Source organism: Nocardiopsis sp. B62 (genome assembly GCF_018070675.1).
Taxonomy (GTDB): Bacteria; Actinomycetota; Actinomycetes; order Streptosporangiales; family Streptosporangiaceae; genus Nocardiopsis; species Nocardiopsis prasina.
In genome coordinates this window covers 172,638-197,477 of the sequence record NZ_JAGPXK010000006.1, presented here as the reverse complement: position 1 = coordinate 197,477, position 24,840 = coordinate 172,638, and the positions used below count along the sequence as shown (strand labels likewise).

The 24,840-nt window shown below is 72.0% G+C and carries 22 protein-coding genes and 1 other RNA gene; 12 read left to right on the top strand and 11 right to left on the bottom strand.

What is annotated here, in order from left to right:
- Positions 1-83: 83 nt before the first annotated feature.
- A complete protein-coding gene (locus KBX21_RS09610) occupies positions 84-2,447 on the top strand; it encodes a bifunctional SulP family inorganic anion transporter/carbonic anhydrase (RefSeq protein ID WP_210841676.1) in 2,364 nt (787 codons plus the stop codon).
- Here KBX21_RS09610 and KBX21_RS09605 read toward each other — a convergent pair.
- A complete protein-coding gene (locus KBX21_RS09605; protein ID WP_210841675.1) occupies positions 2,396-2,545 on the bottom strand; it encodes a hypothetical protein in 150 nt (49 codons plus the stop codon). The two genes, KBX21_RS09610 and KBX21_RS09605, sit on opposite strands and share 52 nt — an antisense overlap.
- Before the next feature lie 298 nt (positions 2,546-2,843).
- On the opposite strand from KBX21_RS09605, the gene KBX21_RS09600 reads away from it, so the two are divergent.
- Positions 2,844-3,806 (top strand): peptidoglycan-binding protein, encoded by a 963-nt coding sequence (locus tag KBX21_RS09600; RefSeq protein WP_210841674.1) that lies wholly within the window; start codon positions 2,844-2,846, stop codon positions 3,804-3,806.
- A 70-nt stretch (positions 3,807-3,876) separates the two neighbouring features.
- Here the strand turns inward: KBX21_RS09600 and rnpB are convergent.
- The 4 genes from rnpB to KBX21_RS09580 form a co-directional block, all read right to left on the bottom strand.
- An RNA gene (gene rnpB, locus KBX21_RS09595) (RNase P RNA component class A) lies at positions 3,877-4,258 on the bottom strand.
- 44 nt (positions 4,259-4,302) lie between these two features.
- A complete protein-coding gene (locus KBX21_RS09590; RefSeq protein ID WP_210841673.1) occupies positions 4,303-4,938 on the bottom strand; it encodes a histidine phosphatase family protein in 636 nt (211 codons plus the stop codon).
- Entirely contained in the window at positions 4,935-5,696 is a 762-nt protein-coding gene (locus KBX21_RS09585) for a zinc ribbon domain-containing protein (RefSeq protein WP_049575638.1), read from the bottom strand. The genes KBX21_RS09590 and KBX21_RS09585 overlap by 4 nt, the downstream gene beginning before the upstream one ends.
- A gap of 79 nt (positions 5,697-5,775) precedes the next feature.
- On the bottom strand, positions 5,776-6,648 hold the full coding sequence (locus tag KBX21_RS09580; RefSeq protein WP_049575634.1) for a Nif3-like dinuclear metal center hexameric protein: 873 nt from the start codon (positions 6,646-6,648) through the stop codon (positions 5,776-5,778).
- Between the two features lie 306 nt (positions 6,649-6,954).
- Here KBX21_RS09580 and KBX21_RS09575 point away from each other — a divergent pair, with 306 nt between their 5' ends.
- Both KBX21_RS09575 and KBX21_RS09570 read left to right on the top strand, forming a co-directional pair.
- Positions 6,955-7,776: an alpha/beta fold hydrolase gene (locus KBX21_RS09575; RefSeq protein WP_049575630.1), complete on the top strand. Its 822-nt coding sequence runs from the start codon at positions 6,955-6,957 to the stop codon at positions 7,774-7,776.
- 85 nt (positions 7,777-7,861) lie between these two features.
- A complete protein-coding gene (locus KBX21_RS09570) occupies positions 7,862-8,728 on the top strand; it encodes a deoxyribonuclease IV (protein WP_210841672.1) in 867 nt (288 codons plus the stop codon).
- 70 nt (positions 8,729-8,798) lie between these two features.
- On the opposite strand, the gene KBX21_RS09565 is transcribed toward KBX21_RS09570, so the two are convergent.
- Positions 8,799-10,097, bottom strand: a complete 1,299-nt coding sequence (locus KBX21_RS09565) for an MFS transporter (RefSeq protein WP_210841671.1) — start codon at positions 10,095-10,097, stop codon at positions 8,799-8,801.
- A gap of 63 nt (positions 10,098-10,160) precedes the next feature.
- Positions 10,161-10,853, bottom strand: coding sequence for a helix-turn-helix transcriptional regulator (locus tag KBX21_RS09560; RefSeq protein ID WP_210841670.1), 693 nt, complete (start codon positions 10,851-10,853; stop codon positions 10,161-10,163).
- A 182-nt stretch (positions 10,854-11,035) separates the two neighbouring features.
- Here KBX21_RS09560 and KBX21_RS09555 point away from each other — a divergent pair, with 182 nt between their 5' ends.
- Both KBX21_RS09555 and KBX21_RS09550 read left to right on the top strand, forming a co-directional pair.
- Positions 11,036-11,383 carry a hypothetical protein gene (locus tag KBX21_RS09555; protein WP_049575615.1) on the top strand — a complete coding sequence of 116 codons (348 nt, stop codon included), beginning with the start codon at positions 11,036-11,038 and terminating at the stop codon, positions 11,381-11,383.
- Positions 11,384-11,593: 210 nt separating this feature from the next.
- Positions 11,594-14,029, top strand: a complete 2,436-nt coding sequence (locus tag KBX21_RS09550; protein WP_307869182.1) for a Tex family protein — start codon at positions 11,594-11,596, stop codon at positions 14,027-14,029.
- 249 nt (positions 14,030-14,278) lie between these two features.
- Here the strand turns inward: KBX21_RS09550 and KBX21_RS09545 are convergent, their stop codons facing one another.
- Together KBX21_RS09545 and KBX21_RS09540 are read right to left on the bottom strand one after the other, a co-directional pair.
- Positions 14,279-15,022 (bottom strand): GTP pyrophosphokinase family protein, encoded by a 744-nt coding sequence (locus KBX21_RS09545; RefSeq protein ID WP_049575609.1) that lies wholly within the window; start codon positions 15,020-15,022, stop codon positions 14,279-14,281.
- A 77-nt stretch (positions 15,023-15,099) separates the two neighbouring features.
- Positions 15,100-16,614: a carboxylesterase/lipase family protein gene (locus tag KBX21_RS09540; protein ID WP_210841669.1), complete on the bottom strand. Its 1,515-nt coding sequence runs from the start codon at positions 16,612-16,614 to the stop codon at positions 15,100-15,102.
- 217 nt (positions 16,615-16,831) lie between these two features.
- On the opposite strand from KBX21_RS09540, the gene KBX21_RS09535 reads away from it, so the two are divergent.
- Complete coding sequence (locus tag KBX21_RS09535) at positions 16,832-18,211, top strand: LURP-one-related/scramblase family protein (protein ID WP_210841668.1); 1,380 nt, start codon at positions 16,832-16,834, stop codon at positions 18,209-18,211.
- A 170-nt stretch (positions 18,212-18,381) separates the two neighbouring features.
- The gene (locus KBX21_RS09530) at positions 18,382-19,341 is read left to right on the top strand and encodes an NADPH:quinone oxidoreductase family protein (protein WP_049575597.1); all 960 of its coding nucleotides are present in this window, start codon (positions 18,382-18,384) and stop codon (positions 19,339-19,341) included.
- A 257-nt stretch (positions 19,342-19,598) separates the two neighbouring features.
- On the opposite strand, the gene KBX21_RS09525 is transcribed toward KBX21_RS09530, so the two are convergent.
- The gene (locus tag KBX21_RS09525) at positions 19,599-20,513 is read right to left on the bottom strand and encodes an LLM class flavin-dependent oxidoreductase (protein ID WP_210841667.1); all 915 of its coding nucleotides are present in this window, start codon (positions 20,511-20,513) and stop codon (positions 19,599-19,601) included.
- Positions 20,514-20,541: 28 nt separating this feature from the next.
- The gene (locus KBX21_RS09520) at positions 20,542-20,823 is read right to left on the bottom strand and encodes a GNAT family N-acetyltransferase (protein ID WP_049575590.1); all 282 of its coding nucleotides are present in this window, start codon (positions 20,821-20,823) and stop codon (positions 20,542-20,544) included.
- A gap of 147 nt (positions 20,824-20,970) precedes the next feature.
- Between KBX21_RS09520 and KBX21_RS09515 the strand changes: the two genes are divergently transcribed.
- Genes KBX21_RS09515 through KBX21_RS09500 form a run of 4 tightly spaced genes read left to right on the top strand, consistent with a single transcriptional unit; the run spans position 20,971 to position 24,742 of the window.
- A complete protein-coding gene (locus KBX21_RS09515; protein ID WP_049575585.1) occupies positions 20,971-21,726 on the top strand; it encodes an SDR family oxidoreductase in 756 nt (251 codons plus the stop codon).
- A 5-nt stretch (positions 21,727-21,731) separates the two neighbouring features.
- On the top strand, positions 21,732-22,514 hold the full coding sequence (locus KBX21_RS09510; protein WP_210841666.1) for an SDR family oxidoreductase: 783 nt from the start codon (positions 21,732-21,734) through the stop codon (positions 22,512-22,514).
- Positions 22,511-23,524 (top strand): phosphotransferase family protein, encoded by a 1,014-nt coding sequence (locus KBX21_RS09505; RefSeq protein ID WP_210841665.1) that lies wholly within the window; start codon positions 22,511-22,513, stop codon positions 23,522-23,524. The genes KBX21_RS09510 and KBX21_RS09505 overlap by 4 nt, the downstream gene beginning before the upstream one ends.
- A gap of 6 nt (positions 23,525-23,530) precedes the next feature.
- Positions 23,531-24,742 (top strand): acyl-CoA dehydrogenase family protein, encoded by a 1,212-nt coding sequence (locus KBX21_RS09500; protein ID WP_049575577.1) that lies wholly within the window; start codon positions 23,531-23,533, stop codon positions 24,740-24,742.
- Positions 24,743-24,840 lie beyond the last annotated feature (98 nt).

Genomic DNA, 24,840 nt, shown 5'->3' with positions numbered 1-24,840 from the left:
AGCCACGTACCCCCCGTTCGGACTCTGCCGTCCCCGTGCGCCTACGCATACGCCTTGCCTGGTCCAACCCGAACGGAGTAACCATGCGCAACGACGCCCAGGGAGCACCACCCGGCCGACCGGAGACCACCTCCGAACGGCCCGGGACCCACACGGATCGCAAGGGGGTCGCCGCCGACTTCGGCGCCTCCCTCGTGGTCTTCCTGGTCGCCGTCCCCCTGTCCCTGGGGATCGCGGTCGCCTCCGGCGCCCCGCTGATCGCCGGAATCATCGCCGCCATCGTGGGCGGTATCGTCGCCGGTCTGGTCGGCGGATCGGTCGTGCAGGTCAGCGGCCCGGCCGCCGGACTCACCATCATCGTCGCCGACCTGATCATGACCTACGGATGGCGGGTCACCTGCCTGATCACCCTGCTGGCCGGGCTGGTCCAACTCGCACTGGGCGCGTTCCGCATCGCGCGGGCCGCCCTCGCCGTCTCCCCCGCCGTCGTGCACGGCATGCTCGCGGGGGTCGGAGTCACCATCGCCCTCGCCCAGCTCCACGTGGTCCTGGGAGGGGCTCCGCAGAGCTCGGCCCTGGCCAACATCGCCGACCTGCCCGAGCAGATCGCGCACAACCACACCGCCGCGGTCGCGGTCGGCGTCATCACCATCGCGATCATGTTCGGCTGGAACCGGCTGCCCACCATCGGGAAGGTCCGGCCGGGGATGATCCCCGCAGCGCTGGTCGCGGTGGGCACCGCCACCGTCATCGCCACCCTCGGCCGCTGGGAGGTCGAGACCGTGGCCCTGCCCAGCTCCCTCGCCGACGCCTGGAACGGACCGATGCTGCCCGAGGCCGGCCAGTGGCACGGCATCGCCCTGGCCGTGGCGGCCGTCGCCATGGTCGCCAGCGTGGAGTCGCTGCTGGCCGCCATCGCGGTGGACCGGCTGCACACCGGCCGCCGGGTCCAGCTCAACCGGGAACTGTGCGGGCAGGGCGCGGCCAACACCGTCAGCGGCGCCCTGGGCGGTCTGCCCATCGCCGGTGTCATCGTGCGCAGCACCGCCAACGTGCGGGCCGGGGCCCGCAGCCCGCTCTCCACGATCCTGCACGGTGTGTGGATCCTGCTGTTCGTCGCGTTCTTCGCGCACGTGGTCGAGCTGATCCCGATGCCCGCCCTGGCCGCGCTGCTCGTCTTCATCGGCGTGCAGATGGTGTCCCTGGCCCACCTGCGCGACCTGCGCAAGCACCACGAGGCCAGCGTCTACCTGGTGACCCTGTTCGGTGTGGTGTTCATCGGGCTGCTGGAGGGGGTGTTCATCGGCTTCGCGCTCGCGATGATCGTGTCGCTGCGCCGCCTGACCAAGCTCACCGTGGTCACCGAGGAGCGCGCGGGCCGGGTGCACGTGACCGTGCACGGATCGCTCACCTTCCTCGGGGTTCCCCGGCTGGCACACGTGCTGCGGACCATCCCCGAGGGGTCCAGCGTCGACCTGGACCTGCACGTCGACTTCATGGACCACGCCGCCTTCGAGGCCATCCACGCCTGGCGGGTGGACCACGAGCGCACCGGCGGCAGCGTCGACATCGACGAGGTCCACGAGAACTGGTACGCGCGCAGCTCCGAGAGGTCGGCCCCGGCGGCCAAGACCATCCCCAAGGGCCGCTGGTGGGCCCCATGGGACATGCGCCGTGATTCCGGCGCCGACCTGGCGGTGAACCCGCTGGGGCTGCTCACCGCCGGGGCCCGCGAGTACCACGCCAGCACCGCGGACCGGATGCGCGCGGTGATGAGCCGCCTCTCGCACCGCCACAACCCGACGGCCCTGTTCATCACCTGCGCGGACTCGCGCGTGGTACCCAACCTGATCACCGCGAGCGGCCCGGGTGACCTGTTCACCCTGCGCAACATGGGCAACCTGGTGCCTCGGCACGGCAGCGCAGACGGTTCCGCCGGTGCGGCCGTGGAGTACGCGGTCAACGTTCTGCGGGTGCCCTCGATCGTGGTCTGCGGGCACTCCCACTGCGGGGCGATGCGCGCCCTGGCCGAGGGGGCGCACGAGGGGCCCGTGGAGGAGGAGACCTCGCACATCCGCCGGTGGCTGGCCAACGGGCAGGGGAGCCTGCGCCGAGCAGGGGCGGACCACGGTGAACTGGCGGGGCTGCCCGCGTCGGAGGCCCTGCGGCGACTGGCCCAGGCCAACGTGATCGAGCAGCTCGGCAACCTCATGGGGTACCCGGTCGTGCGCGAACGGGTGGAGTCGGGGCAGCTCACGCTGTCCGGGATGTACTACGACCTGGAGACCGCCAAGGTGCACCTGCTGGACGCCGAGACCGGGGAGTTCTCCCCCGTTCAGGGCGTCCAGGACGTGCCCGAGGCCGTGCCGCACCCTCGTGAGGAAGCCGCCGAGGGTCAGTCGCTGGACGAGTCTTCGTCGGGTGCGTCGTCCCGTCCGTCCTGCTGAACACCTGAGGCCTGGTAGGTGGCGAGCAGGATGATCGCCACGATCGCCAGGATCGGCAGGCCGAAGAGGACCACCCAGAAGGCGGTGGAGTCGAACAAGAGTCACCCATTCCCGTGAACGCGGATGCCCGTCGGGCCGTCGACCCCGGTCGGCCCACGGGCGTTCGCGCTCCGGGGCTTCCCGGGGTACGGAGCGCAAGGGCCAATCTACCGCCCCACAAGGCGATCCGGCCATCACCATGGCGATCAGGAATGTGTCCCCGAGGCCTTCGAGTCCGGCCGAAAGTGCCGCCAACCCCCCTGTACGAATCGGATCGCGCACCCTACTCTCCAGGGGACCGAAGGAAACCATCCGTTCGAACCCCCGTCTTCGGCAGGTTCCTTCACAGGAGAGAAGATGTGCGAATCCTGCACGGCGCCCGTCTGCGACCCCCGCGCCTGTGAACCCACCCCCTGGTCACGCCGCATGCTGTTCGGCACCGCACTGGGTGCTGCGGCGGCAGTGACCGGCCTGGGCGGCACCGCCCACGCCGCGTCGGCGATGAACGCCGCCTGGTGCAACCCCGCCCTGGGCCACTTCCCCACCGGCGGACACTTCGGTGCGCCCCGGGGTGGCAGCACCCACGCCGGGCAGGACGTCACCAACAGCACCGGCACCGCCGTGTACGCGGCGGCCGCCGGAACCGTGGTCGGCCGGTCCTGGGGAGGCGGCCTCCCCGGCCGGACCGGCGAGGCCATCGTCGTCTCCCACGGCAACAACGTGTACACCTACTACGGTCACCTGAGCGTCTACCGGGTCGCCCTGAACGGCCGGGTCAGCGCGGGCCAGCGGATCGCCGACATGGGCGCCACCGGCAACGTCACCGGCCCCCACCTGCACTTCGAGACCCACGCCGGGCGCCTGGGCGGTGTCACCAACCCGGTGCCCTTCATGCGGAACCGGGGCGTGGAGCTGGGCGGCGGCTGGCCGAGCGTGGATCCCGAGGCCAACGGGGTGACGGTCACCGTCATCCAGCACCTGATGACCCAGCGCGGCACGTCCCTCGTGGCCGACGGCTACTACGGCCCGACCTCGGTGAACGCGGTCAGGGCCTTCCAACGGGGCAAAGGGCTGGTCGCCGACGGCCAGGTCGGTCCGAGGACCTGGCCCCACCTGGTGTACGAACTCGAGCAGGGTGTCGGCGACGGATCCCACGTGCGAGCGCTCCAGAGCGCGATGAACAAGCGCAGCGCCGGACTGGTGGTCGACGGCAACTTCGGGCCGGTCGTGAACACCGCCGTTCGCGAGTTCCAGCGGGTCAACCGGCTGGTCGTCGACGGTGAGGCCGGTCCCCTCACCTGGCGGGCCCTGGTGGGTTGAGTGAGCCGCTCGGCCCCGGCCCGGACCCGGGGCCGAGCACCCGGACAGCCGACGCAGGAGAAGCTGGAGGAGAGGGAGTCGGCCGGTAAGCCGGATTCTGTCGGTCTGCGACCGGACGGTCATCCATCTGGGGCCGCCGTTGCCGACGACCTCGGTGCGGTCTACCCGCGGACTCGGGCGGGCCGCCCTCGAACATCCGCGCGGGAACCCGAAGGTTCCCTTTTTGACCTTGCTCCGGGTGGGGTTTACCTAGCCAGCCGGATCGCTCCGGCCGCTGGTGGTCTCTTACACCACCGTTTCACCCTTACCACCGCGAGCGGTGGCGGTCTGTTTTCTGTGGCACTGTCCCGCGGGTCACCCCGGGTCGGCGTTACCGACCACCCTGCCCTGTGGAGTCCGGACTTTCCTCGAACCCGCGCCGGGCGCGGGTCCGCGACCGTCTGGCCGACTCCCCCTCTGCGGCCCAGTCTAGCGGGCTCACGGGGGCACGAAACCCCTACTGGTCCAGGTGTGCGGTGTCGTTGAGGGAGCGCACCACCTGCGGTCCGTCCGCGTAACAGTCCACCTCGGTCAGGCAGGCGGTGTCCAGGTGCATCCGGTACAGCGCCGTGATCGGCGCGAGCACGGCCTGCTGGACAGTGACCTTGATCGGGGTGACGTGGCTGACCACCAGGACCCGGCGGCCCCGGTGGCGTTCCAGCAGGGCGTCCCGCGCCGCGCCCACGCGGCGGGCCACATCGGCGAAGCTCTCCCCTCCGGGCGGGCCCGTCTCGGGATCGGCCAGCCACCGGTCGACTCCCTCGGGGTCGCGCTCGCGCGCCTCGGCGAAGGTCAGGCCCTCCCATGCGCCGAAGTCCGTCTCCACGAACCCCTCGTCGGTCTCCACCGGCAGACCGAGGAGCTCGGCCGCGTACCCGGCGGTGTGCCGGGCACGCGACAGCGGGGAGGAGACCACCGCGTCGATCCCCCACCCGGCCAGGCGCCGCGCGGCCGCTTCGGCCTGGGCGTGCCCCACCTCGGTGAGGGGGACGTCACCGCGTCCGGCGAAACGCCGTTCGACGGACAGCGGGGTCTGCCCGTGGCGGAGCAGGACCAGGCGGGTCGGCTCGCTGTCCGGCGCGCCCCAGCTCATTCGGCGGCGGGGGCGTTGAGCCCCGACTCCTCGGTGCGCACCAGGATGCGGCGGCAGTCCTCGCAGCGGACCACCTCGTCGGCGGCGGTCGCGCGGATCTCGTTGAGCTCCACGGTGCTCAGCGCCAGCTTGCAGCCGTTGCAGCGGCCGTACCGCAGCGGGGCGGCGGCCACGCCGTCGTACTGGGACCGCAGCTTGTCGTACAGCTTCAGCAGGTCGGCGGGGATGTCCTCGCTGACCCGCTGACGGTCCTGGGTGACGCGGGTGCGGTCCCACTGGATCTCGGCGGCGGCGGTGTCCCGGCGAGCGGTGACCTCCGTGAAGCGGGCGACCGCCTCCTCGCGTTCCCCGGTCAGGCGCGTGATGTCGGAGTTGACGGACTCGGCCTCCTCCATGACCTCCAGGACGACCTCCTCCAGCTCGGCCTGGCGTCGACCCAGCGAGGCGATCTCCGACTGGAGGTTCTGGAGCTCCTTGGCGTTGGTGATCTGCCCCGACTCCAGACGCTTGGTGTCGCGGTCGGCGCGCGAACGCACCTGTTCGACGTCGCTCTCGGCCTTGCGCTGGTGGCGCTCGATGTCGGAGGCGCGGGTCTGGGCGGTGATGAGCTCGGCGTCGATCGCGTCGACCCGCTCCTTGAGCCGGGCCGCCTCGGCGATCTCGGTCAGGCTCCGGAGACGGTGGTCCAGGCGCTGGAGCTCGGTGTCGAGCTCCTGGAGGTCGAGCAGTCTGGCCTGAGCGGCGGGTTCGGCTTTCACTTGGAGTCTCCTGGGAATCGCGGTTGGGAGGCCGGGGAGGCCGCCCGCGCCCTGTGCAGTTGTGGTCGTCGAGGGGGTACTACGCGTGTGGGAAGGTCCGTGACCAGGCATCCGTCACGGTGGTCGACACGCGGGTCTCCACGTTAGCCCCATTCGGGCCACCCGTGCGCCGGAGGGCGTCGGCCAGCTGCGCGGCGCCGTCGGCCAGCCACGGCCACTCGCTGGCGAAGTGGGCGGTGTCCACGAGTGCCGGGCCGCCCGCTTCCTCGACGAACTCCGAGGCGGGGTGGTGGCGCAGGTCGGAGGTGACGTAGGCGTCCACCTCGGCGGCGCGGGCGGCGCCGAGCAGGGAGTCGCCCGCCCCGCCCGAGACCGCGACGGTGGTGACGACGCGGTCCAGGTCACCGGCGACGCGGACGCCCCCAGCGGTGGCGGGCAGCCCCTGGGCCACCCGGGCCGCGAAGTCCCGCAGGACCATGGGCTCGTCCAGCTCGCCGACGCGACCGATGCCGCGCCGCCCCTCGGGGTCGGTGGCGTCGGGGTCGAGCGGTCGCAGCGAACCCGTGAGGCCGACCGCGCGGGCCAGGGCGTCGGACACCCCGGGCGCGGCGGTGTCGGCGTTGGTGTGCGCGGTGTACAGAGCCACCCCGGAGCGGATCAGGCGGTGCACGATCCGGCCCTTGGGGGTGTTTGCGGCGACACTGGTGACGCCGCGCAGCATCAACGGGTGGTGCGTGATGATCAGGTCCGCACCCCAGGTCACGGCCTCGTCGACCACCGCGTCCACGGGGTCGACCGCGAACAGGACGCGCTCCACCGGCTGCGCGGGGTCCCCGCAGACCAGGCCGACCGCGTCCCAGGAGGCGGCCCACTGGGGTGGGTAGACCTCCTCGAAGGCGGCGGTGACGTCGGACAGGCTGAAGGGCTGCGTGGTCGAGGTGCTCACGGGCACGAGACTAGCGCTCCGTCCAGCCCGGCGGTCAACGGGACGGTCCCGCTGGATCGGCCGCCCTGGGTCGCAGCCCGGTCGGTGACCTCGGCGGGCGCGTCGGTGTCCGAACCCCGCACCCGGGGAGAGCACCCCCCACCGTGCGCTGGCACAGGTCCAGGGACTCCGCGCTGGACACCGGGCACGGTCGGCGCCGAGGGGTTCGACGCCGCTTCCCTTCTCGCCGACCCGTCGCCCGCTCCTCCTTGTGGGCGCCGACGCGCGGCGTCTAACGTTCGGTGAGGACGAGGGAAGCGGGGCGGGTGCGGCATGCGGGACACAACGGTCGAACTCCACGGGCGCACGGTCGCCTACACGGACATCGGCGACCCGGCGGGGACCCCGGTCCTGTTCGCGCACGGCGCCCCGATGAGCAGACGCAACCTGGGCGACCAGGACGAGGCGTTCGCCGCCGCCGGGCTGCGGGTGATCACCGCCGACCGGCCCGGCTACGGCGGCTCCTCCCCCGCCCCCGGGCGCACTCTCACTGGCTGGGTCGACGACGCGGCCGCGCTCGCCGACTCCCTCGGCGTCGACCGTTTCCTGGTGGCGGCACACTCCTCGGGCGGTCCCTACGGTGTGGCCGTCTCCGCCCTGCTGCCGGAGCGTGTGCGCGGCACCGTCGTCCTGGGCGGGGTCACCGACTTCGCGTGGGAACCCGGCTGGGAGGGCTATTCCGAGGTCGAACGGGCCATGATGCGCCTGCCGGACGAGCGGGCCGCCCTGGAGTGGGGCGAGCGCCACCTCGGTTCCTCTCCGACCGAGTGGCCCGAACCCGACAGCCGACTGTTCGCATCTCGGTACGTCCCACACCTGGCGGCCGCGGCCAAGGACGCGTTCGCCCAGGGGGTGGGCGGCTACACCCAGGACTCCTGGGTCCAGGGCCGCCCCTGGACCTTCGACCCGGCGGCCGCGCACACCCCGTTCGTCGTGGTGCACGGTGACGCGGACACGATCGTCCCGATCGCGCACTCGCGGCACACTGCGGGCCTGGTCCCGGGAGCCGAGCTTCGCGTGCTCCCCGGGCACGGCCACGTCACCGTGCTGTGGGAACTCCCCGACCTGCTCACCGAACTGCGCGACCGGCCCTGACCGGCCCGGCAGCGTGACGACGCCGCGCCGAGTGGGACACCGCAGACCACGCCCACCCGCTGGTCGGCCCTAGAGTTGGTTCGCGATGAACAACACTGAGCAGAAGCGGCCCCGGACCCCGATCGGGGCGCACGTGCCCGTGGCGGGCGGCATGGCCACCAAGGGCCTGGCGTACGCACAGCAGATCGGCGCGGAGACCGTCCAGGTCTTCGTGTCCAACCCGCGCGGCTGGGCGACCAACGCGGGCGACCCGGCGCAGGACGCGCAAATGCGGGAGCGCACGGACCTGCCCGTGTTCGTGCACTCCCCCTACCTGATCAACCCCGGCGCACCCAACGAGGAGACCGCCGAGAAGTCGCTGGTCTCCCTGGAGCACGCCCTGCGGCGCGGCGCGGAGATCGGCGCCCTCGGCGTGGTGATGCACACCGGTTCGGCGGTCTCGGGCGGGCGCGAGGCCGGGCTGGAGCGGGTCCGTTCCCGGATCCTCCCCCTGCTGGAGCGGCTCGGCGACGACGTCCCGCCTGTACTGCTGGAGCCGATGGCCGGTCAGGGCCAGGTGCTGTGCGCCACGGTCGACGACCTCGTCCCCTACATGGAGGCCCTGGACTGGCACTCGAACGTGGGCGTGTGCCTGGACACCGCGCACCTGTTCGCGGCCGGTCACGACATCTCGACCGTCGAGGGCATGCGCGAGACGATGGACCGCTTCGGCGAGGTGGTCGGCTCCGACCGGCTCAAGCTGATCCACGGCAACGACTCCAAGGCGCCCTGCGGCAGCAACAGGGACCGGCACGAGAACATCGGCCTGGGCCACATCGGTGCCAAGCCGTTCACGGAGCTGTTCCGCCACCCGGTGACCGCGGGTGTCCCCATCACCCTGGAGACGCCGGGCCCGGAGGGTCCGCACGCCGAGGACGTGCGTACGCTCAAGAAGCTGCGCGCCGAGGCCTGAGCCGCCGCCCCCGGTCCGGCCTCATCGTGGGGGCCGGACACCGGGGCACCCGAGGCGGGTGGGGTGGTGGTCATCGGTTCTCCTCATCGGATCCGGGCCGCGCGGCGGCCTCGGCCAGGGCCAGGTCCGCGCGGCGGGCGGTCTCGGCTATCACCTGCCGGGACAGGAGAACGGTGAGGGCCATGATCACACCGCCCAGGAGGAAGGCCAGCGCGAGGTCGATCCGACCGAGCAGGCCTCCGGCCAGGGCCCCGAGCGGGGTGACGCCCCAGCCGATCATCCGGCTGACCCCCGCGACGCGGCCGCGCACGGCGTCGGGGACCACGGTCTGGTAGTACGGGCTCGCGGCGATGTTGGACACGACCATGCAGAAGCCGGACACCGTGAGCAGCGCGAAGGCCGAGTACGGGTCTCCGACGAGGGCCACGCCCGTGAAGCAGACGGCCATCCCCAGGTAGCCGCCGACCACGGTCGTCCGTCTGCCGACGCGGGTGATCACCCGGTCGGCCGTCAGGCTGGCGAGGACTCCCCCGATCGCGGAGGAGGTCATGAAGGCCCCGAAGAACACGGCGGGAACCCCGAGGGCGCCCTGCGCGTGGAGCACGAGCACCGCGCCGCCCATGTTCGCGCCGACCATCATCCCGGCGTTGCAGAGCATGTTGCCGCGCAGGATCGGATCGCCGAGGACCTGTCGGAAGCCCTCACCTGTGGAGCGCAGGAAGCCCTCGGTCCGCGCGGGCTCCCCCTCACTGGGAACGGAGCGGCTCCACACCAGCGGCACGGCGCACAGCAGCACCACGCACAGGGCGTAGGATCCCGCGATCCCCACCAGGGGCGCGACCGCTCCGGCCGCGAACAGGAACCCGGCGACCGGGCGGCCGAGGCATTCCTGGGCGACCAGTCGGCCGCCCTCCACCCGGCTGTTGGCCCGGTCCAGCAACCGGGCCGGGACCAGCTGGACCACCGCGATCCTGCTCGCCGGGTCGGTCACCGTCTCACAGCAGATCAGCGCGAACATCGCCGCGTACAGCAGCCAGACGGACAGGCTCCCGGTGACCATGGCCATGATCAGACCGGCCATGACCAGGGTGGCGACCGTGTTGGACACGACCATGGCGCGCATGCGGTGCACCCGGTCGATCAGGACGCCCGACAGCGGGGCCAGCAGCAGCCAGGGCAGGAAGCGCACGGCGGTGAGGCCCGCGATGAGGAGCGGGTCCTGGGTGAGGGAGACCGCGATCAGCGGCAGCGCCACGACGAGCATGCCGTCCGCCAGGTTGGTGAACACGCCGGCGCCCCAGAAGCGGTGGAAGTCCCCGCCGAGTCGTTCGGACCGGGGCGCGTGCGTGGTGGGAGGTGCGGTGGTCATGGGGCTCCTGAGTGGGGGGTGGATTCAGGTGGCACGGCTTCGCGGGGTCAGGGAAACACGGGGTCAGGGAGACGTGGTGCCGTCGTCCTCGCCGCCCTTCTCGGATGCGTCCGCGTCGTCCGCGTCGGGCGCCCCGCCGAGGTTGGGGAACAGGTCGGTGTGCAGTTCCACCGACTCGGTGTCGGGGTGGCTCCGGGCGGTACGGCCCTCGAAGCGGCGTGTCCAGGACCGGACGAACTCCTGGAGCGCTCCGGCGAACTCCTCGGTCTCCTCCGGGGTCATCCGCGCGTGCGACAGGGAGTCCTGCATGGCCGTCTGCCAACGCCGCACCACCGGGTCGTCGGGCCGTGTCCTGACCCGGTTCCGCCACTGGTCGAGCCGTTCGCGGCGGCCGCCGTAGTAGCGGTCCAGGACGATCTCGGCCGCCTCCCGGGTGGCCGGGTTGCGCAGGTGGTCGAGGCCGCTCATGCGCCAGCCGCCGGGGCGGATGCGCCACCAGCGGTCGCGGCGCCCGGTGTGGCCGGGGTCGGTTTCGACGAACCCATACCGGGAGAGTTGGCGCAGGTGGTAGCTGGTGGAGCCGCTGCTCTCGCCCAGTCGTTCGGCCAGGATGGTCGCGGTCGCTGATCCCTCGAGGGTGAGTTCGTCGAGGATGCGGGCCCGCAGGGGGTGGGCGAGCCCGCGCAGGGCCTCGGCCCCCACATCCATGGACGCGTGATCGGGTTCCGTCGCTTCCGGGTGCTCTTCCTCGTACATGACTGAACCGTACTCCAAAGACTTCTTTGCAAAAAGATCTTTGCAGAGATTTCTTTGGGAAACTTTCGGCCTGCGGGGTTCGACCTACCGGGCCACCCACCCCTGAAAAGCGCGCCCATGGGCGACAATGGGCGCAACCCCGTGGCGGGACGGGACCCCGGAACCGAGGAGGGTGTCAGCTCATGGAGCCGTTCTTCATGGTCATCGGCGCGGCGATCGCGGCCGCCGGTTTCCTGGCGGGGCGGCGCACCGCCCGCCGCGAGTCCCGCCGAGAACTCCAGCAGCACCACGGCACCCCGCAGATCCCGGACCGCGGGCAGCGCACCCCCCAGCCCGTCTGCGGCTGCGGCCACAACCTGGTCTTCCACGACCACGAGACGAAGCGCTGCCAGACCCAGGTCGTCATCCCCGGCCGCTGGACCGGCCAGGCCAACTCGACCTATCGACAGTGCATGTGCCAGGGCTACCGGGGCCCGACCCCGGTCGACGAGTACTACGCCCCCGACTACCTCGACGGCACCGGACCCTGAGGCACGGCTCCACACCCGCCCCACGAGCCCCATTGACCCCGAATCCCACCGAACCACCCGAACTCCGGCTTCGCCGTCCGCCCCCGGGTCCGGGCAGGGGTGATCGTGCGGGAACCTGGGAGTGCGGACGGCGACGCGCCGGGATGACAACGGTCCCGCGCACCGCGAGAATGTCCGCGCACCGAACAGCCAGAGAGTGGACGTTTACTCGTGACGACCCCTGTGACACCCACGATCGACCAGCGCATCGCCGAGGAGCTCGGCGTGGGCGCGCACCAGGTCAGTGCCGCCGTCGACATGCTCGACGCCGGGTCGACCGTTCCCTTCATCGCCCGGTACCGCAAGGAGGCCACCGGAGCGCTGGACGACGCCCAGCTGCGCGCCCTGGAGGAGCGCCTGCGCTACCTTCGTGAACTGGCCGAACGCCGGAGCGCGATCCTGGAGTCGATCCGTTCCCAGGGCAAGTTGGACGACGCGCTGGAGGCCCGGATCAACGAGGCCGACTCCAAGGCCCGTCTGGAGGACATCTACCTCCCCTACAAGCCCAAGCGCCGCACCAAGGCCCAGATCGCGCGCGAGGCCGGTCTCGAACCGCTCGCCGAGGGTCTGATCGGTGACCCGAACCAGGACCCGCAGGAGGTCGCCGCCGCCTACGTCGACGCCGACAAGGGAGTGGCCGACGTCAAGGCCGCCCTCGACGGGGCCCGCTCGATCCTGGTGGAGCGGTTCGCCGAGGACGCGGACCTCACCGGCACGCTGCGTGAGCGGCTGTGGGAGAAGGGCCGTCTGGGTTCGGCGGTCCGCGAGGGCAAGGAGGAGGCCGGGGCCAAGTTCGCGGACTACTTCGACTTCTCCGAGCCCCTCACCGCGCTCCCCTCCCACCGGGTCCTGGCGATGTACCGGGGTGAGAAGGAGGAGGTCCTCACCCTCAACCTGGAGCCGGAGGAGACCCCCGAGGCGGGCGCGGACGGCACCGTCCCCCGCAGCTCCTACGAGAACGCCATCGCCTCACACTTCGAGATCGTGGACCGGGGCCGCGCTGCTGACCGCTGGCTCCAGGACACGGTGCGCTGGGCCTGGCGCACCCGGATCCTGGTCCGCCTCGACATCGACGTGCGCATGCGCCTGTGGCAGCAGGCCGAGGACGACGGCGTCAACGTGTTCGCCGCCAACCTGCGCGACCTCCTGCTGGCCGCGCCCGCCGGAAGCAGGTCCACCCTGGGCCTGGACCCGGGCCTTCGCACCGGTGTGAAGGTCGCCGTCACCGACCCCACTGGCAAGGTCGTGGCCACCGACACCGTCTTCCCGCACGTGCCGCGCCGCGACTGGGACGGCTCGATCGACCGCCTGGCCAAGCTGTGCTCCGCCCACGACGTCGAGCTGGTCGCGATCGGCAACGGCACCGCCTCGCGTGAGACCGACAAGCTGGCGGGCGACCTGATCAAGCGCCACCCCGAGCTCGAGCTCACCAAGGTCATGGTGTCGGAGGCTGGCGCCTCCGTGTACTCGGCCTCGGCGTACGCCTCCGAGGAGCTTCCGGACCTGGACGTGTCCCTGCGTGGCGCCGCCTCGATCGCCCGGCGCCTCCAGGACCCCCTGGCCGAGCTGGTCAAGATCGACCCCAAGTCCATCGGCGTGGGCCAGTACCAGCACGACCTCGCGGAGGCGAAGCTGTCGCGCTCGCTGGACGCCGTGGTCGAGGACTGCGTGAACGGCGTGGGCGTGGACGTCAACACCGCGTCCGTCCCGCTGCTGACCCGGGTGTCGGGCGTGACCTCGACGCTGGCCCGCAACATCGTCTCGCACCGTGACGCCAACGGTCCGTTCCGGAGCCGCGAGGCCCTGCGCTCGGTGCCCCGGCTGGGCCCCAAGGCCTTCGAGCAGTGCGCGGGCTTCCTACGGGTGCCGGGCGGCGACGACCCGCTGGACACGTCCGCGGTGCACCCCGAGGCCTACCCGGTGGTGCGGCGCATCCTGGACCGGACCGGCAGCGACCTGCCGTCGCTGATCGGTGACAAGAAGGCGCTGAAGCAAGTCCGTCCCGAGGACTTCGTCGACGACACCTTCGGTCTGCCGACCGTCACCGACATCCTCAGCGAGCTGGAGAAGCCCGGCCGCGACCCGCGTCCCGCCTTCACCACCGCCACCTTCAAGGAGGGCGTGGAGAAGCTGGACGACCTGGAGCAGGGGATGATCCTGGAGGGGGTGGTCACCAACGTGGCCGCCTTCGGCGCCTTCGTGGACGTGGGCGTGCACCAGGACGGCCTGGTCCACGTGTCGGCGCTGTCGCACAAGTTCGTGGAGGACCCGCGCGACGTCGTCAAGCCGGGTGACATCGTCAAGGTCAAGGTGCGCGAGGTCGACATCCCGCGCAAGCGCATCTCGCTCACGATGCGCCTGGACGACGACGCCCCGGCCCCCGGTGGTCAGGGCGGCGGTCGCGGCGAGCGCGGCAACCGTGGCGGCGAGGGCGGCGGACAGCCCCGTGGCGGCGGTCGCGGTGGTGAGCAGCGTCGTGGCGGCGGTCGTCAGAACAACGGCGGGCGCGGCAACGGCGGCGGGCGCGGCAACGGAGGACGGGACAACGCGCCGGCGACCTCGAGCGCGATGGCCGACGCCCTCCGCCGCGCGGGCCTGGGCAAGTAACGCGCGCCGCCCCCACTACCGGGGCGGCACAGCGTGGTGAGGGGTTCCCGCTGGTCGGGGACCCCTTTCCCATGCCCCGAACGCGACCGCGATCCACGTGCGCGCGGCGCCCTTTGTTCAGAGGGTGTCAGGGGGCACTGCCGCACGCCAGCCGCGTGGAGTTCGCAGGCCTCGGACACCTGGCGGCCGACAGCGGCGGTCGACCCGCGCTGGTCGCCCGCGCACCGGCCGGGTTCTTCGACCCGCCGGTCAGTCGGAGCGCTCGGAGTTGACCCGCTCGGCCAGCGCCCGCAGCAGTTCGTCGGCCAGGGGCAGCTTGCGCAGTTCCTCCGGGCCGGGCAGCGAACCCCTGACCCGGTCCCCCTGTTCCCGCACCTCGCCGTGCAGGCGCTCCATCGTCACGTCCAACCGGTTGGCCGTCTCGGCCGCCTCGCGGATCTCGTCCAGCAGACCGACCGGAACCGACTTGCCGTACTTGTAGTAGATCTTGTGTTCCAGGCTGGCCCAGAAATCCATCGCGATGGTGCGGATCTGGATCTCCACCGGCACGTCCTCGGTCCGGTCCGACATCCGCACCGGCGTCTCCACCAGCAGGTGCAGGCTCCGGTAGCCGTTCGCCTTGGGTGAGCGGATGTAGTCGCGCTCCTCCATCACCCGGATGTCCTCGTGCCCGGCCAGCATGTCGCGGATCGTGTAGGTGTCCGAGACGAAACTGCACGTGACGCGGATACCGGCGATGTCGAGGATGGACCCGCGGATCTCGTTGAGGTCGTAGGGCACCCCGCGCCGCCGCGCCTTCTCCATGATGCTGGACGGGGTCTTGAGCCGGGAGCTCACGTGCTCGATCGGGTTGTGGTCGTGGGTGTAGCGGAACTCCTCGTTGAGGATGTTGACCTTCGCCATCACGGTGTCGATGGCGAACTTGTACGAGAGGAGGAAGCGCGCGACGTCGTCGCGAGCCGCCAGCAACGCCTCCGGAACGTCTTCCACCACGAATCGACCCCCGTCACACCAGTACCAAACCCCGTAATCGAATGTTATCGACCACCGGAGCCCGGGGGGTGCGGGAGCTACTTCGGTGCGAACGTCACCCCGGACCACAGTGCGCGCAGCGGGGAACGCTCCCCCTCGCTCAGTGAGTCCTTCAGGTCCCACACTCGGGCCGTGGTCGCTCCCGGCCGGACCGGGGCCCATCCGGGTTCGCCTCCGGACACGAAGGCGCTCCAGGCCGCCGTCATCCTGTCGGACAGCGCGAGGTGGGCGGCGTCCGGGGTGCCGTCGCACAGGAACTGGGCCAGTTCGCAGTCCATGTTGCCGAACGCGAAGGGCAGGTCGAAGGCGTGGCAGGCCCCCAGGGCGCCCTCCAGGACCCGGCTGCGCGCGGCGAACCGGAAGAGGTGGGCGCTGCCGCCCGCCGCCGCGTGCGCCTCGGCGACACGGGTGGAGTACTCGCAGAACATGGCGTCACCGTGCATCGCGACGTACAGCTCGGCGAGGGACGCCTCGGGGTGGGCCGCGCGATAGACCTCCACCGCGTCCTCCCCCAGACCGAGGCGGTCGGCGGTGACCGCGAGCGCCGACTCGTCCTCGACCTCCACCTTCTGGCCCAGGCCGGTGAAGAGGGTGAACTCGTCGGTGTTGTGGCCCACCAGGAGGGCCACGTCGGCGGCGGAGCCCCGAGCGATCGCCTCCAGCGGCGGCTCGGGCAGTTCGGGGCAGCCGACCACGGGTCCGTAGCAGGTGAACGCCTTGGCCCGCATTCCCTTGCCGGGCCTGCCGGCCCCGGAGAGGATCGTGTCGGTCGCCGCCAGCAGCTTTTCCGGCGGTACCTCGGCCAGGGCCCCGGCCTCCAGCGGCACCCCGACGATCTCGGCCACGCCCTCGGCGACTTCGCGCGCGGTGTCCACGGTGATCATGTCGCCGGGAACGCTGTGCGCGATGGCGCGGTGGAAGAGCCCGCGCGCCTCGGGTGAGGCCATCAGGCAGACCACCGAACCTGCTCCGGCCGACTCCCCCGCGACGGTGACGTCGGCCGGGTTCCCGCCGAACGCGGCGATGTTGTCACGGACCCAGCGCAGTGCGGCGACCTGGTCGAGGAGCCACCGGTTGTCGGGGCGGCCGGGGACGTGACCGAAGCCCTCGAAGCCCAAGCGGTAGTTGACGCTGACCACGACCATCCCGGTCTCGGCCAGACGGGTGCCGTCGTAGGTGGCCTCGGAGCCGGAGCCCACGATGTAGGCGCCGCCGTGGATCCACACCATGACCGGGGCCGCGCCGTCCTCGGTGCCGGTCCCGGCGGTCGGGGACCAGACGTTGAGGACCAGGCAGTCCAGGGAGGTGCCCGCGTCCCAGGGCGCGGTACCGATGAAGCTGGCGCTCTGCGGCGCGGGCGGACCGGGTTCGGTGCAGTCGCGGACCCCGTCCCAGGCCGGGGCGGGCGCGGGGGCGGCGAAGCGGTGTTCCCCGAAGGGTGCGGCGGCGTAGGGGATGCCCCGGTGCACGGTGACCCGTCCGTCCTCGGACCGGGGTGAGGAGGTGCCGCGCACCGGTCCGTTCGCGGTCTCCACGATGTGCTCGGCGTTCACGGATGCCTCCAGGGGGTCGGTACCACCACCTAACACCGTTAGGTTTGCGCGCGCAAGACCCACGCGAACAGGTGGAACCCACGAGGGCACCGCGTCGTCGAAGCGACGATAGGTTTTCAGCTGGATTATCCCGAATCTCCCCGCTGCGCAGACCCAACCGCCTCGCACCCAACCGACCACGTCGCCCCCGGGCCGACCGCGCCGGAAAGGCCCCCACATGCACGCACCCCTGTTCACCGCGCCCGTGTTGCTGGTCGAACAACCCCGCCGCCTGTTCGCCGCCGAAGGCCACTACGAGGTCCTCAGCGACCACGGCCAGCCGCTCGCGTACGTGAACGAACACATGACCGCGTGGTCGCACTCCCACCGGCGCAGCTCGCAGCTTCCGCACCGGTTCACGATCTATTCCCCCGACGGCCACCCCCTCCTGACCCTCGACAAGCCCTGGGACCGCGGCCGCCCCTACATCCACGTGAGCGGCCCGCACAACGAGCCCTACGGCAGCATCGTCCAGGACCGCTCCTTCCTCGGCTCGCGGTTCCGGCTCAACGACCCCCGGGGCCACACCGTCGCCGAGATCCGGGGCAACTGGAGGGGCTGGGACTTCACCGTCCTCGACCACGCCGGGATCGAGATCGCCAGGATCGGCAAGGAGCACCCCGGGCTGGGCGGGCGGTTCTTCACCACCGAGGACCGCTACGCGCTGGAGTTCGCCTTCGATCTGCCCTGGCCGCTGCGCCGTCTGGTGATCGGCGCCGCGATCACCATCGACGTGCTGCTGCACGAGCGCGAACCGGAGTTCTATCACTCGCACTACGCGGACTTCGGCCGCTACCCCGAGTACGGGTACCAGCCTCGCCACCACTGGCACCACCCCCGGCGCGGCTACGTGGTCACACGGCGCCAGCGCCGCCCGCTCGTGGTCCACACCTTCCAGCCGGTGCGCCGCCGGTCCCGCGCGACCTCCAGCGCGTCCGTCGGGGGTTCCCGGCGCGGCTACCGACCGCTGTCCAGTCGCTCGGAGGCCCCCGCGCCCCGTGCCACCAGAACCCCGCGGGTGGAGCGCAGAGGCGGGGCGGGGTTCGCCTCGCGGTCGGAGGCCCCAGCGAGCGGCTCCACCTCCCGCCGCGAACGCCAGGGACGCTCCCATGGCGGAGGAGGCACCTCCCGTGCCGCCAGGGTCAAGCGGGACGTGTCGGGGAACAGGACGGCCGCACGCGCCAAGGACGGGACGACCGGGAGCTCCGGCGGCTCCTCCTGGAGCCTGCCCATGGGGTTCAACCGTTCCTCGAGCAGTTCCTCCCGCGGATCGTCCTCCTCGCGCGGCGCCTCGTCGTCACGGAGCAGCTCGTCGTCGCGCGGGACCTCGTCGTCCTCCTCGTCACGGAGCAGCTCGTCGTCGCGCGGCTTCTCATCCCGCGGTTCCTCCTCGCGGGGCGGGGCGAGCCGCGCCTCGGGCGGATTCCGCAGTTCCGGAGGGAGCGGTTCCAGCCGCTCCAGCCGGTCCAGCGGGGGCCGATCGGGCGGTTCCAGCCGTTCGAGTGGGGGCCGGTCCGGAGGCGGCCGCTCCAGTGGCGGTTCCTCTCGCCGCAGGTAGCGCCCGACACCCGTGAACGGGCCCCTCGTCCCCGGCGACCGACCGTGGGCGCGGGGCCCGATCCATGTTCCTGACGCCACACGCCCATGGAAGGGGCACACCCACGCCACATACCACCTGGTCGGTATGATGTGCGCCCGAGACCGCTCCACCATCAGGAAGGGCCCACCATGCGCGCCATCCAGATCACCGAGTTCGGCGGACCCGAGGTCCTCGTGCCCACGGAGCTGCCGGACCCGGAGCCGGGCCCCGGCCAGGTCCTGGTCGACGTCGCCCTCAGCGGGGTGAACTTCGCCGACACGCACCAGGCCGAGAACAGCTACCTGTCACCCTCCTCGCTGCCCATGGTCCCCGGCAGCGAGGTCGCCGGGCGCACCCAGGACGGGCGCCGGGTCGTGGCCCTGCTCAACGGGGGCGGGGGGTACGCACAGCGGGCGGCCGCCGACCCCAACCTGGCCTACGACATCCCGGACGACGTGACCGACGCGGCCGCGCTCGCCCTGATCGTGCAGGGCGCCTCGGCCTGGGTACTGCTGCGCAGGACCACCCGGATCGAACCCGGGGAGTCGGTCGTGGTGCACGCCGCGGGCGGAGGCGTGGGCACCCTCGCCGTCCAGCTGGCCAAGAGGTTCGGGGCCGGTCGGGTGATCGCCGTCGCGAGCACCGGGGACAAGCGCGACCTCGCCCTGGAACTGGGCGCGGACGCCGTCGTGGACTCCTCCGCCCCGGACATGACCACCGCGCTGATCGACGCCAACGAGGGCAGGCGGGTGGACATCGTCCTCGACATGGTGGGCGGCCGGATCACCGACGAGAGCCTGCACGCGCTGGCCCCGTTCGGCCGACTGGGCTTCTACGGCATGGCCTCGCGTGAGCTGCCCTCCCCGGTGAAGCTGCCCAACCTGATGCGGCACTCCGTCTCGGTGGGGGGCATGTGGCTGCCGCACGCCTTCCTGCTGCCGGGCGACGTGGTCGGTCAGGCGATGAGGGAGCTCTTCGGCCTGGTCTCGGAAGGAGCCCTCCGGCCGGTGCTCGGGACGATCTATCCCCTCTCCGAGGCCCGGCGCGCGCACGAGGACCTGAGGGCCCGCGGGACCGTGGGCAAGCTGACGCTCGACCCCTCGGCCTAGATCGCGTTCTCTGGACCGTTCCTTCCACCCGTCGCCCGCAGCACCATCAACGGACGCCCGCGGTGTCCGCGTGGCGGGGCACAGCAGGGAAGACGGCCGCTCACACCGAGAGGGCGCCGGTGAGGCCGCCTGAGGCATCGAGAAGACGCCCCAGGAGAGAATCCCCCGCCTCGCCACCTTTACGAAGTAGATTCACTATTGACCGATTTCCTCCGTTCCGGGGCAACGCGCCGGAACGGAGGAATCGCCCCGGCGCGTCATCCCCGCGCCGCCCGCACCGCCTCGCGGACCGCCGGTGCCACCTCGGCGGCGAACAGGTCCACCTGGGCGGCCGAGTCCTCCGCCGGGCCCAGCACGAACGTGTCCATGCCGTGCTCCAGCACGAACCCCGTGATCGCCTCCACCCACGCCTCCACCGGACCGTGGAGCGGCTCACCCGGGTCACCCTGGACCCCGTGGCCGGTGATCGTGCCCCACAGGTTGTACACACGGCGCACGGACGCCGGGTCCCGGCCGGCTTCGGCGGCGCCCGCGTCGATCCGGGCGTGCGCCTGCGGCAACCGGTCCGGTCCGACATAGGCGTGCGAGGCCACCCAGCCGTCCGCGCGGCGCCCCACCTCGCCGAGCAGCCGGGGACCGGCCACCCCCAGCCAGATCCCCATGTCGTGAGCGGGAGCGGGCCCCGGTTTGACCCCGGCCAGCCGGTAGTGCTCCCCCTCGAAGCGGACCAACCTCTGCTCGGACCACATCAGCCGGATCACCTCCATCGCCTCCAGGAGGGAGTCGGCGGCCTCGCGCGGGGTCCGGCGCTCACCACCCATCGCCTCGATCGCCTCCCAGAACGCCCCGGCGCCCAGGCCGAGCTCGAACCGGCCACCGGAGAGCACGTCCAGACTGGCGGCGTTCTTGGCCATGACCGCGGGCGGGCGCAGGGGCAGGTTGGCGACGTCGGGGAAGACCCGCAGCCGCTCGGTGCGGGCCAGCGCCGTGGCCATCAGGCCCCAGGTGTCGAGGTGGCGCCGTTGGTAGGGGTGGTCCTGGAACCCGGCGAAGTCGAGGCCGCCGCGTTCGGCCGCCCCGACCACCTCCCAGGTCCGTCGCAGGGAGTCCGCGTCCGCGTTCGGTGAGGGGAAGACCCCGAAGGCGATCGCGCGCCCGTAGTCGGTACTCACGCTCCTGGCTCCCTTCCGTGCGGGCCCGTCACCGGTACACGAGGTCGGCGTACTCGCGGTGGCGCTCGATCCACCCCTTGACGAAGGGGCACAGCGGAAGCACGGCCAGCTCACGGGTACGCACGTCATCCAGCGCCTCGCGCACCAGGACGCTGCCCAGCCCCCGCCCCTCGAAGGCGGGGTCGATCTCGGTGTGCGTGAAGGTGATCAGCTCGTCGGTGAGGATGTACTCCGCGTACCCCGCGACCTCGCCGTCGACTCTGACCTCGTAGCGGCGGCGCTCGGGAACGTCGGTGACCTCGGTGGCCATGGTGGAACCTCCTGTGTGCGTGACGCGGGCGACCGCGCCCGCGTCCGAGTCATTGTCCCCTGGCCTGCCCGCGGTCCCCTTGCGGCACGCGCCTTCGCGGACATAGAGTCTCCGTGACATACCGACCAGTCGGTCTAGGGAGTACGCATGACATCGCGGTTCGGCGGGCGCACCGCCATCATCACCGGTGCCAGTCGCGGCATCGGTCTGGCCGTCGCCCAGCGGCTCGTCTCCGAGGGGGCTCGCGTGTGCGTCACCGCGCGCAAGCCCGAACCCCTGAGGGAGGCAGTCGAGGCCCTCGGCGGCCCCGAACACGCCATCGGGGTCCCCGGTCGGGCCGACGACCCCGACCACCAGGACGCCGCGATCGCCGCCACCCTGGAGGCCTTCGGCAGTGTGGACCTGCTCGTCAACAACACCGGCATCAACCCGGTCTACGGCCGTATGGTCGACCTCGACCTCGACGCCGCCCGCAAGATCTTCGAGGTCAACGTGCTCGCCGCGATCTCCTGGGTCCAAAGGGCCCACCAGGCGTGGTTCGCCGAGCACGGCGGCGCCATCGTCAACGTCTCCTCCGTGGCCGGGACCAAACCCGCCCCCGGCATCGGCTTCTACGGCGCCACCAAGGCCATGCTCACCCACGTCACCGAGGAGCTCGCGGTCGAACTCGGCCCGGGCGTGCGCGTGAACGGGGTCGCCCCCGCCGTGGTCAAGACCCGCTTCGCCGAGGCCCTGTACGAGGGCCGGGAGGAGAAGGTCGCCGCCCAGTACCCGCTCGGTCGCCTCGGCGTGCCCGAGGACGTCGCGGGCGCGGTCGCCTTCCTGCTCTCCGAGGACGCCGCGTGGGTCACCGGCCGCACCCTCGTGCTGGACGGTGGGGTCACCCTCACCGGAGGGGTGTGAACGGCATGGATCCGAACGGAATCGGAGCGGTGGTCACCGGCGGAGGCAACGGGATCGGGGCGGCCGTCGCCCGCCGACTGGCCGGTGCGGGGGCGCGCGTCGTGGTCAACGACCTGGACGCGGACGCCGCTCGGACCGTGGCCCGGGAGATCGGTGGGACCGCCGTCCCCGGTGACGCCGCGAGCGAGGAGGGTGTGACCGCCCTGATCGACGAGGCCGAGGAACGGCTGGGCGGCATCGACCTGTACGTGGCCAACGCCGGGGTCGCCGTCAAGGGCGGACCCGAGGCGCCGGAGGCCGACTGGGACCTCGCCTGGCAGGTCAACGTGATGGCGCACGTGCGTGCCGCCCGCGCGCTGGTGCCGGGGTGGCTGGAGCGCGGCCGGGGGCACCTGCTGACCACCGTGTCCGCCGCCGGGCTGCTCAGCATGCTGGGCAGCGCCCCCTACTCGGTGACCAAACACGCCGCGCTGGCCTTCGGCGAGTGGATGTCGGCCACCTACGGCGACCGGGGCATCACCACCCAGTGCCTGTGTCCCCTCGGCGTGCGCACGGACATGCTCGACACATCCGGACCGGAGGGACGGGCCATCCTGGCCGGGGAGGCCATCAGCGCCGAGGAGGTCGCCGACGCCGTGCTCGCCGGGCTGGCCGACGGGCGCTTCCTGATCCTGCCGCACCCCCGGGTCGCCGACTACTTCGCCGCGCGGGCCACCGACACCGACGCCTGGCTGGCCGGGATGCGCCGCATCCAGGCGCGGGTGTTCACCACCGAGGAGCGGGCATGAGCGGGGAACTGCCCGGCCTGGACCTGGGGAGGCTGCGCGTCCACCTGGACCGCGAGCTGCCCGGGCTGGTCGCGGGACCGCTCAGTGGCCGGGTGATCACCGGTGGCAAGTCCAACCTCACCTACACGGTCACCGACGGCACCGGTTCGTGGGTGGTACGCCGCCCGCCGCTGGGGCACGTGCTCGCCACCGCCCACGACATGCCCCGTGAGTACCGGGTGATGACGGCGCTGCGGGAGACCGCCGTGCCGGTGCCGCGCACCCACCTGCTCTGCGAGGACACCGACGTGCTGGGGGCGCCGTTCTACGTCATGGAGCACGTGGCGGGCACTCCCCTGCGCACCCTGGACGAGATCGCGCCGCTCGGGGCCTCGGGGGTCCGCGCCGTGGCCGACTCCCTCGTCTCCACGCTGGGCGAGCTGCACGCCGTGGACCCCGAGGACGTGGGACTGGGCGACTTCGGCCGCCCGGCGGGCTTCCTGGAGCGCCAGGTGCGCCGGTGGAGCAGGCAGTTGGAGGCCTCCCGCAGCCGGGACCTCCCCGGGATCGACGAGCTCCGGGACCGTCTCGCCGCCACCCTCCCCGAACAGGGCGCGCCCGCGATCGTGCACGGTGACTACCGGCTCGACAACGTGCTCGTCACCGAGGACGGGCGGCTCACCGCCGTCCTCGACTGGGAGATGGCCACCCTCGGTGACCCCCTCGTCGACCTCGGCCTGATGCTGGTCTACCGGGAGCAGCCGGTGATCGGCAAAGGGCAGCCGGCCACCTCGGCCGAGGGGTTCCCCTCCTCCCCCGAGCTGGCCCGGATGTACGCGGCCGCGACCGGCCGGGACGTGTCCCGGCTCGGCTGGTACGTGGCCTTCGGCTGTTTCAAGCTCGCGGTGATCGCCGAGGGCATCCACTACCGGCACGAGCGGGGACTGACCGTGGGAGCGGGCTTCGACGGGATCGGCGACGTGGTCGTCCCCCTGGTACGGCGCGCCCACTCCGTGCTGAAGGAGGACTGAGGACAGATGGACTTCGCATTCGACGCCCGGACCGAGGAGCTGCGGGAGCGGCTGCTGGCCTTCATGGACGAGCACGTCCACCCGGCCGAGACGGTGTTCGCCGCCCAGCTGGCCGAGCGCGAGGACCCCTGGGCGGTCCCGCCGGTGGTCGATGAGCTCAAGGCAGAGGCCCGCCGACGGGGGCTGTGGAACCTCTTCCTGGCCGGACACCCCGAGCACGGAGGCCTGCCCAACCTCCAGTACGCTCCGCTGGCCGAGATCACCGGGCGCAGCCCCCAGCTGGCCCCGGTGGCGCTCAACTGCGCCGCCCCGGACACCGGGAACATGGAGGTGCTGACGATGTTCGGCACCCCCGCGCAGAGGGAGCGGTGGCTCGAACCCCTGTTGGACGGGCGCATCCGCTCCGCCTTCGCGATGACGGAACCGGAGGTGGCCTCCTCCGACGCCACCAACATCACCACCCGGATCGTCCGGGAGGGCGACGAGTACGTGGTGAACGGGCACAAGTGGTTCATCACCGGGGCGCTCAACCCGGCCTGCGAGGTCCTCATCGTGATGGGCCGGACCGATCCGGACGCGGAGCGGCACCGGCAGCAGAGCATGGTGCTGGTGCCACGGGACACCCCCGGGCTGCGGATCGAGCGCGGCATGAGCGTGTTCGGCTACCACGACAGCGACCACGGCGGCCACGCCGAGGTGTTCTTCGAGGACGTCCGCGTGCCGGTGGGGAACCTGGTGGGCGGCGAGGGCGAGGGGTTCGCGATCGCCCAAGCGCGGCTGGGCCCCGGCCGCATCCACCACTGCATGCGTTCGATCGGCATCGCCGAGCGCGCCCTGGAGCTGACCTGCAAGCGGGTGCTGGAGCGGGTGGCGTTCGGCCGCCCTCTGGCCGAGCAGGGCGTGGTCCGTGAGTGGATCGCCGAGGCCCGGGTGGCGATCGAGCAGCTGCGCCTGCTGGTGCTCAAGACGGCCTACCTGATGGACACCGTGGGCAACAAGGGGGCGCACACGGAGATCCAGGCGATCAAGATCGCCACCCCGCGCACGGTCGAGTGGATCCTGGACCGGTGCGTGCAAGCGCACGGCGCGGCCGGGGTCAGCCAGGACACCCCGCTGGCCGGGTGGCAGGCCGGAGTGCGCTCACTGCGGCTGGCCGACGGTCCGGACGAGGTGCACCTGCGCTCGCTGGCCCGCGCGGAGCTGCGCAAGTACGCCTGACAAAGGACACCGGTGGCCGCGCGGGCGGGCCACGCCAGAGGGCCGGGGCGCCTGCCCCCGGCCCTTGTTCGTGTCACCCGCCGTCGCTGGGCCCCACC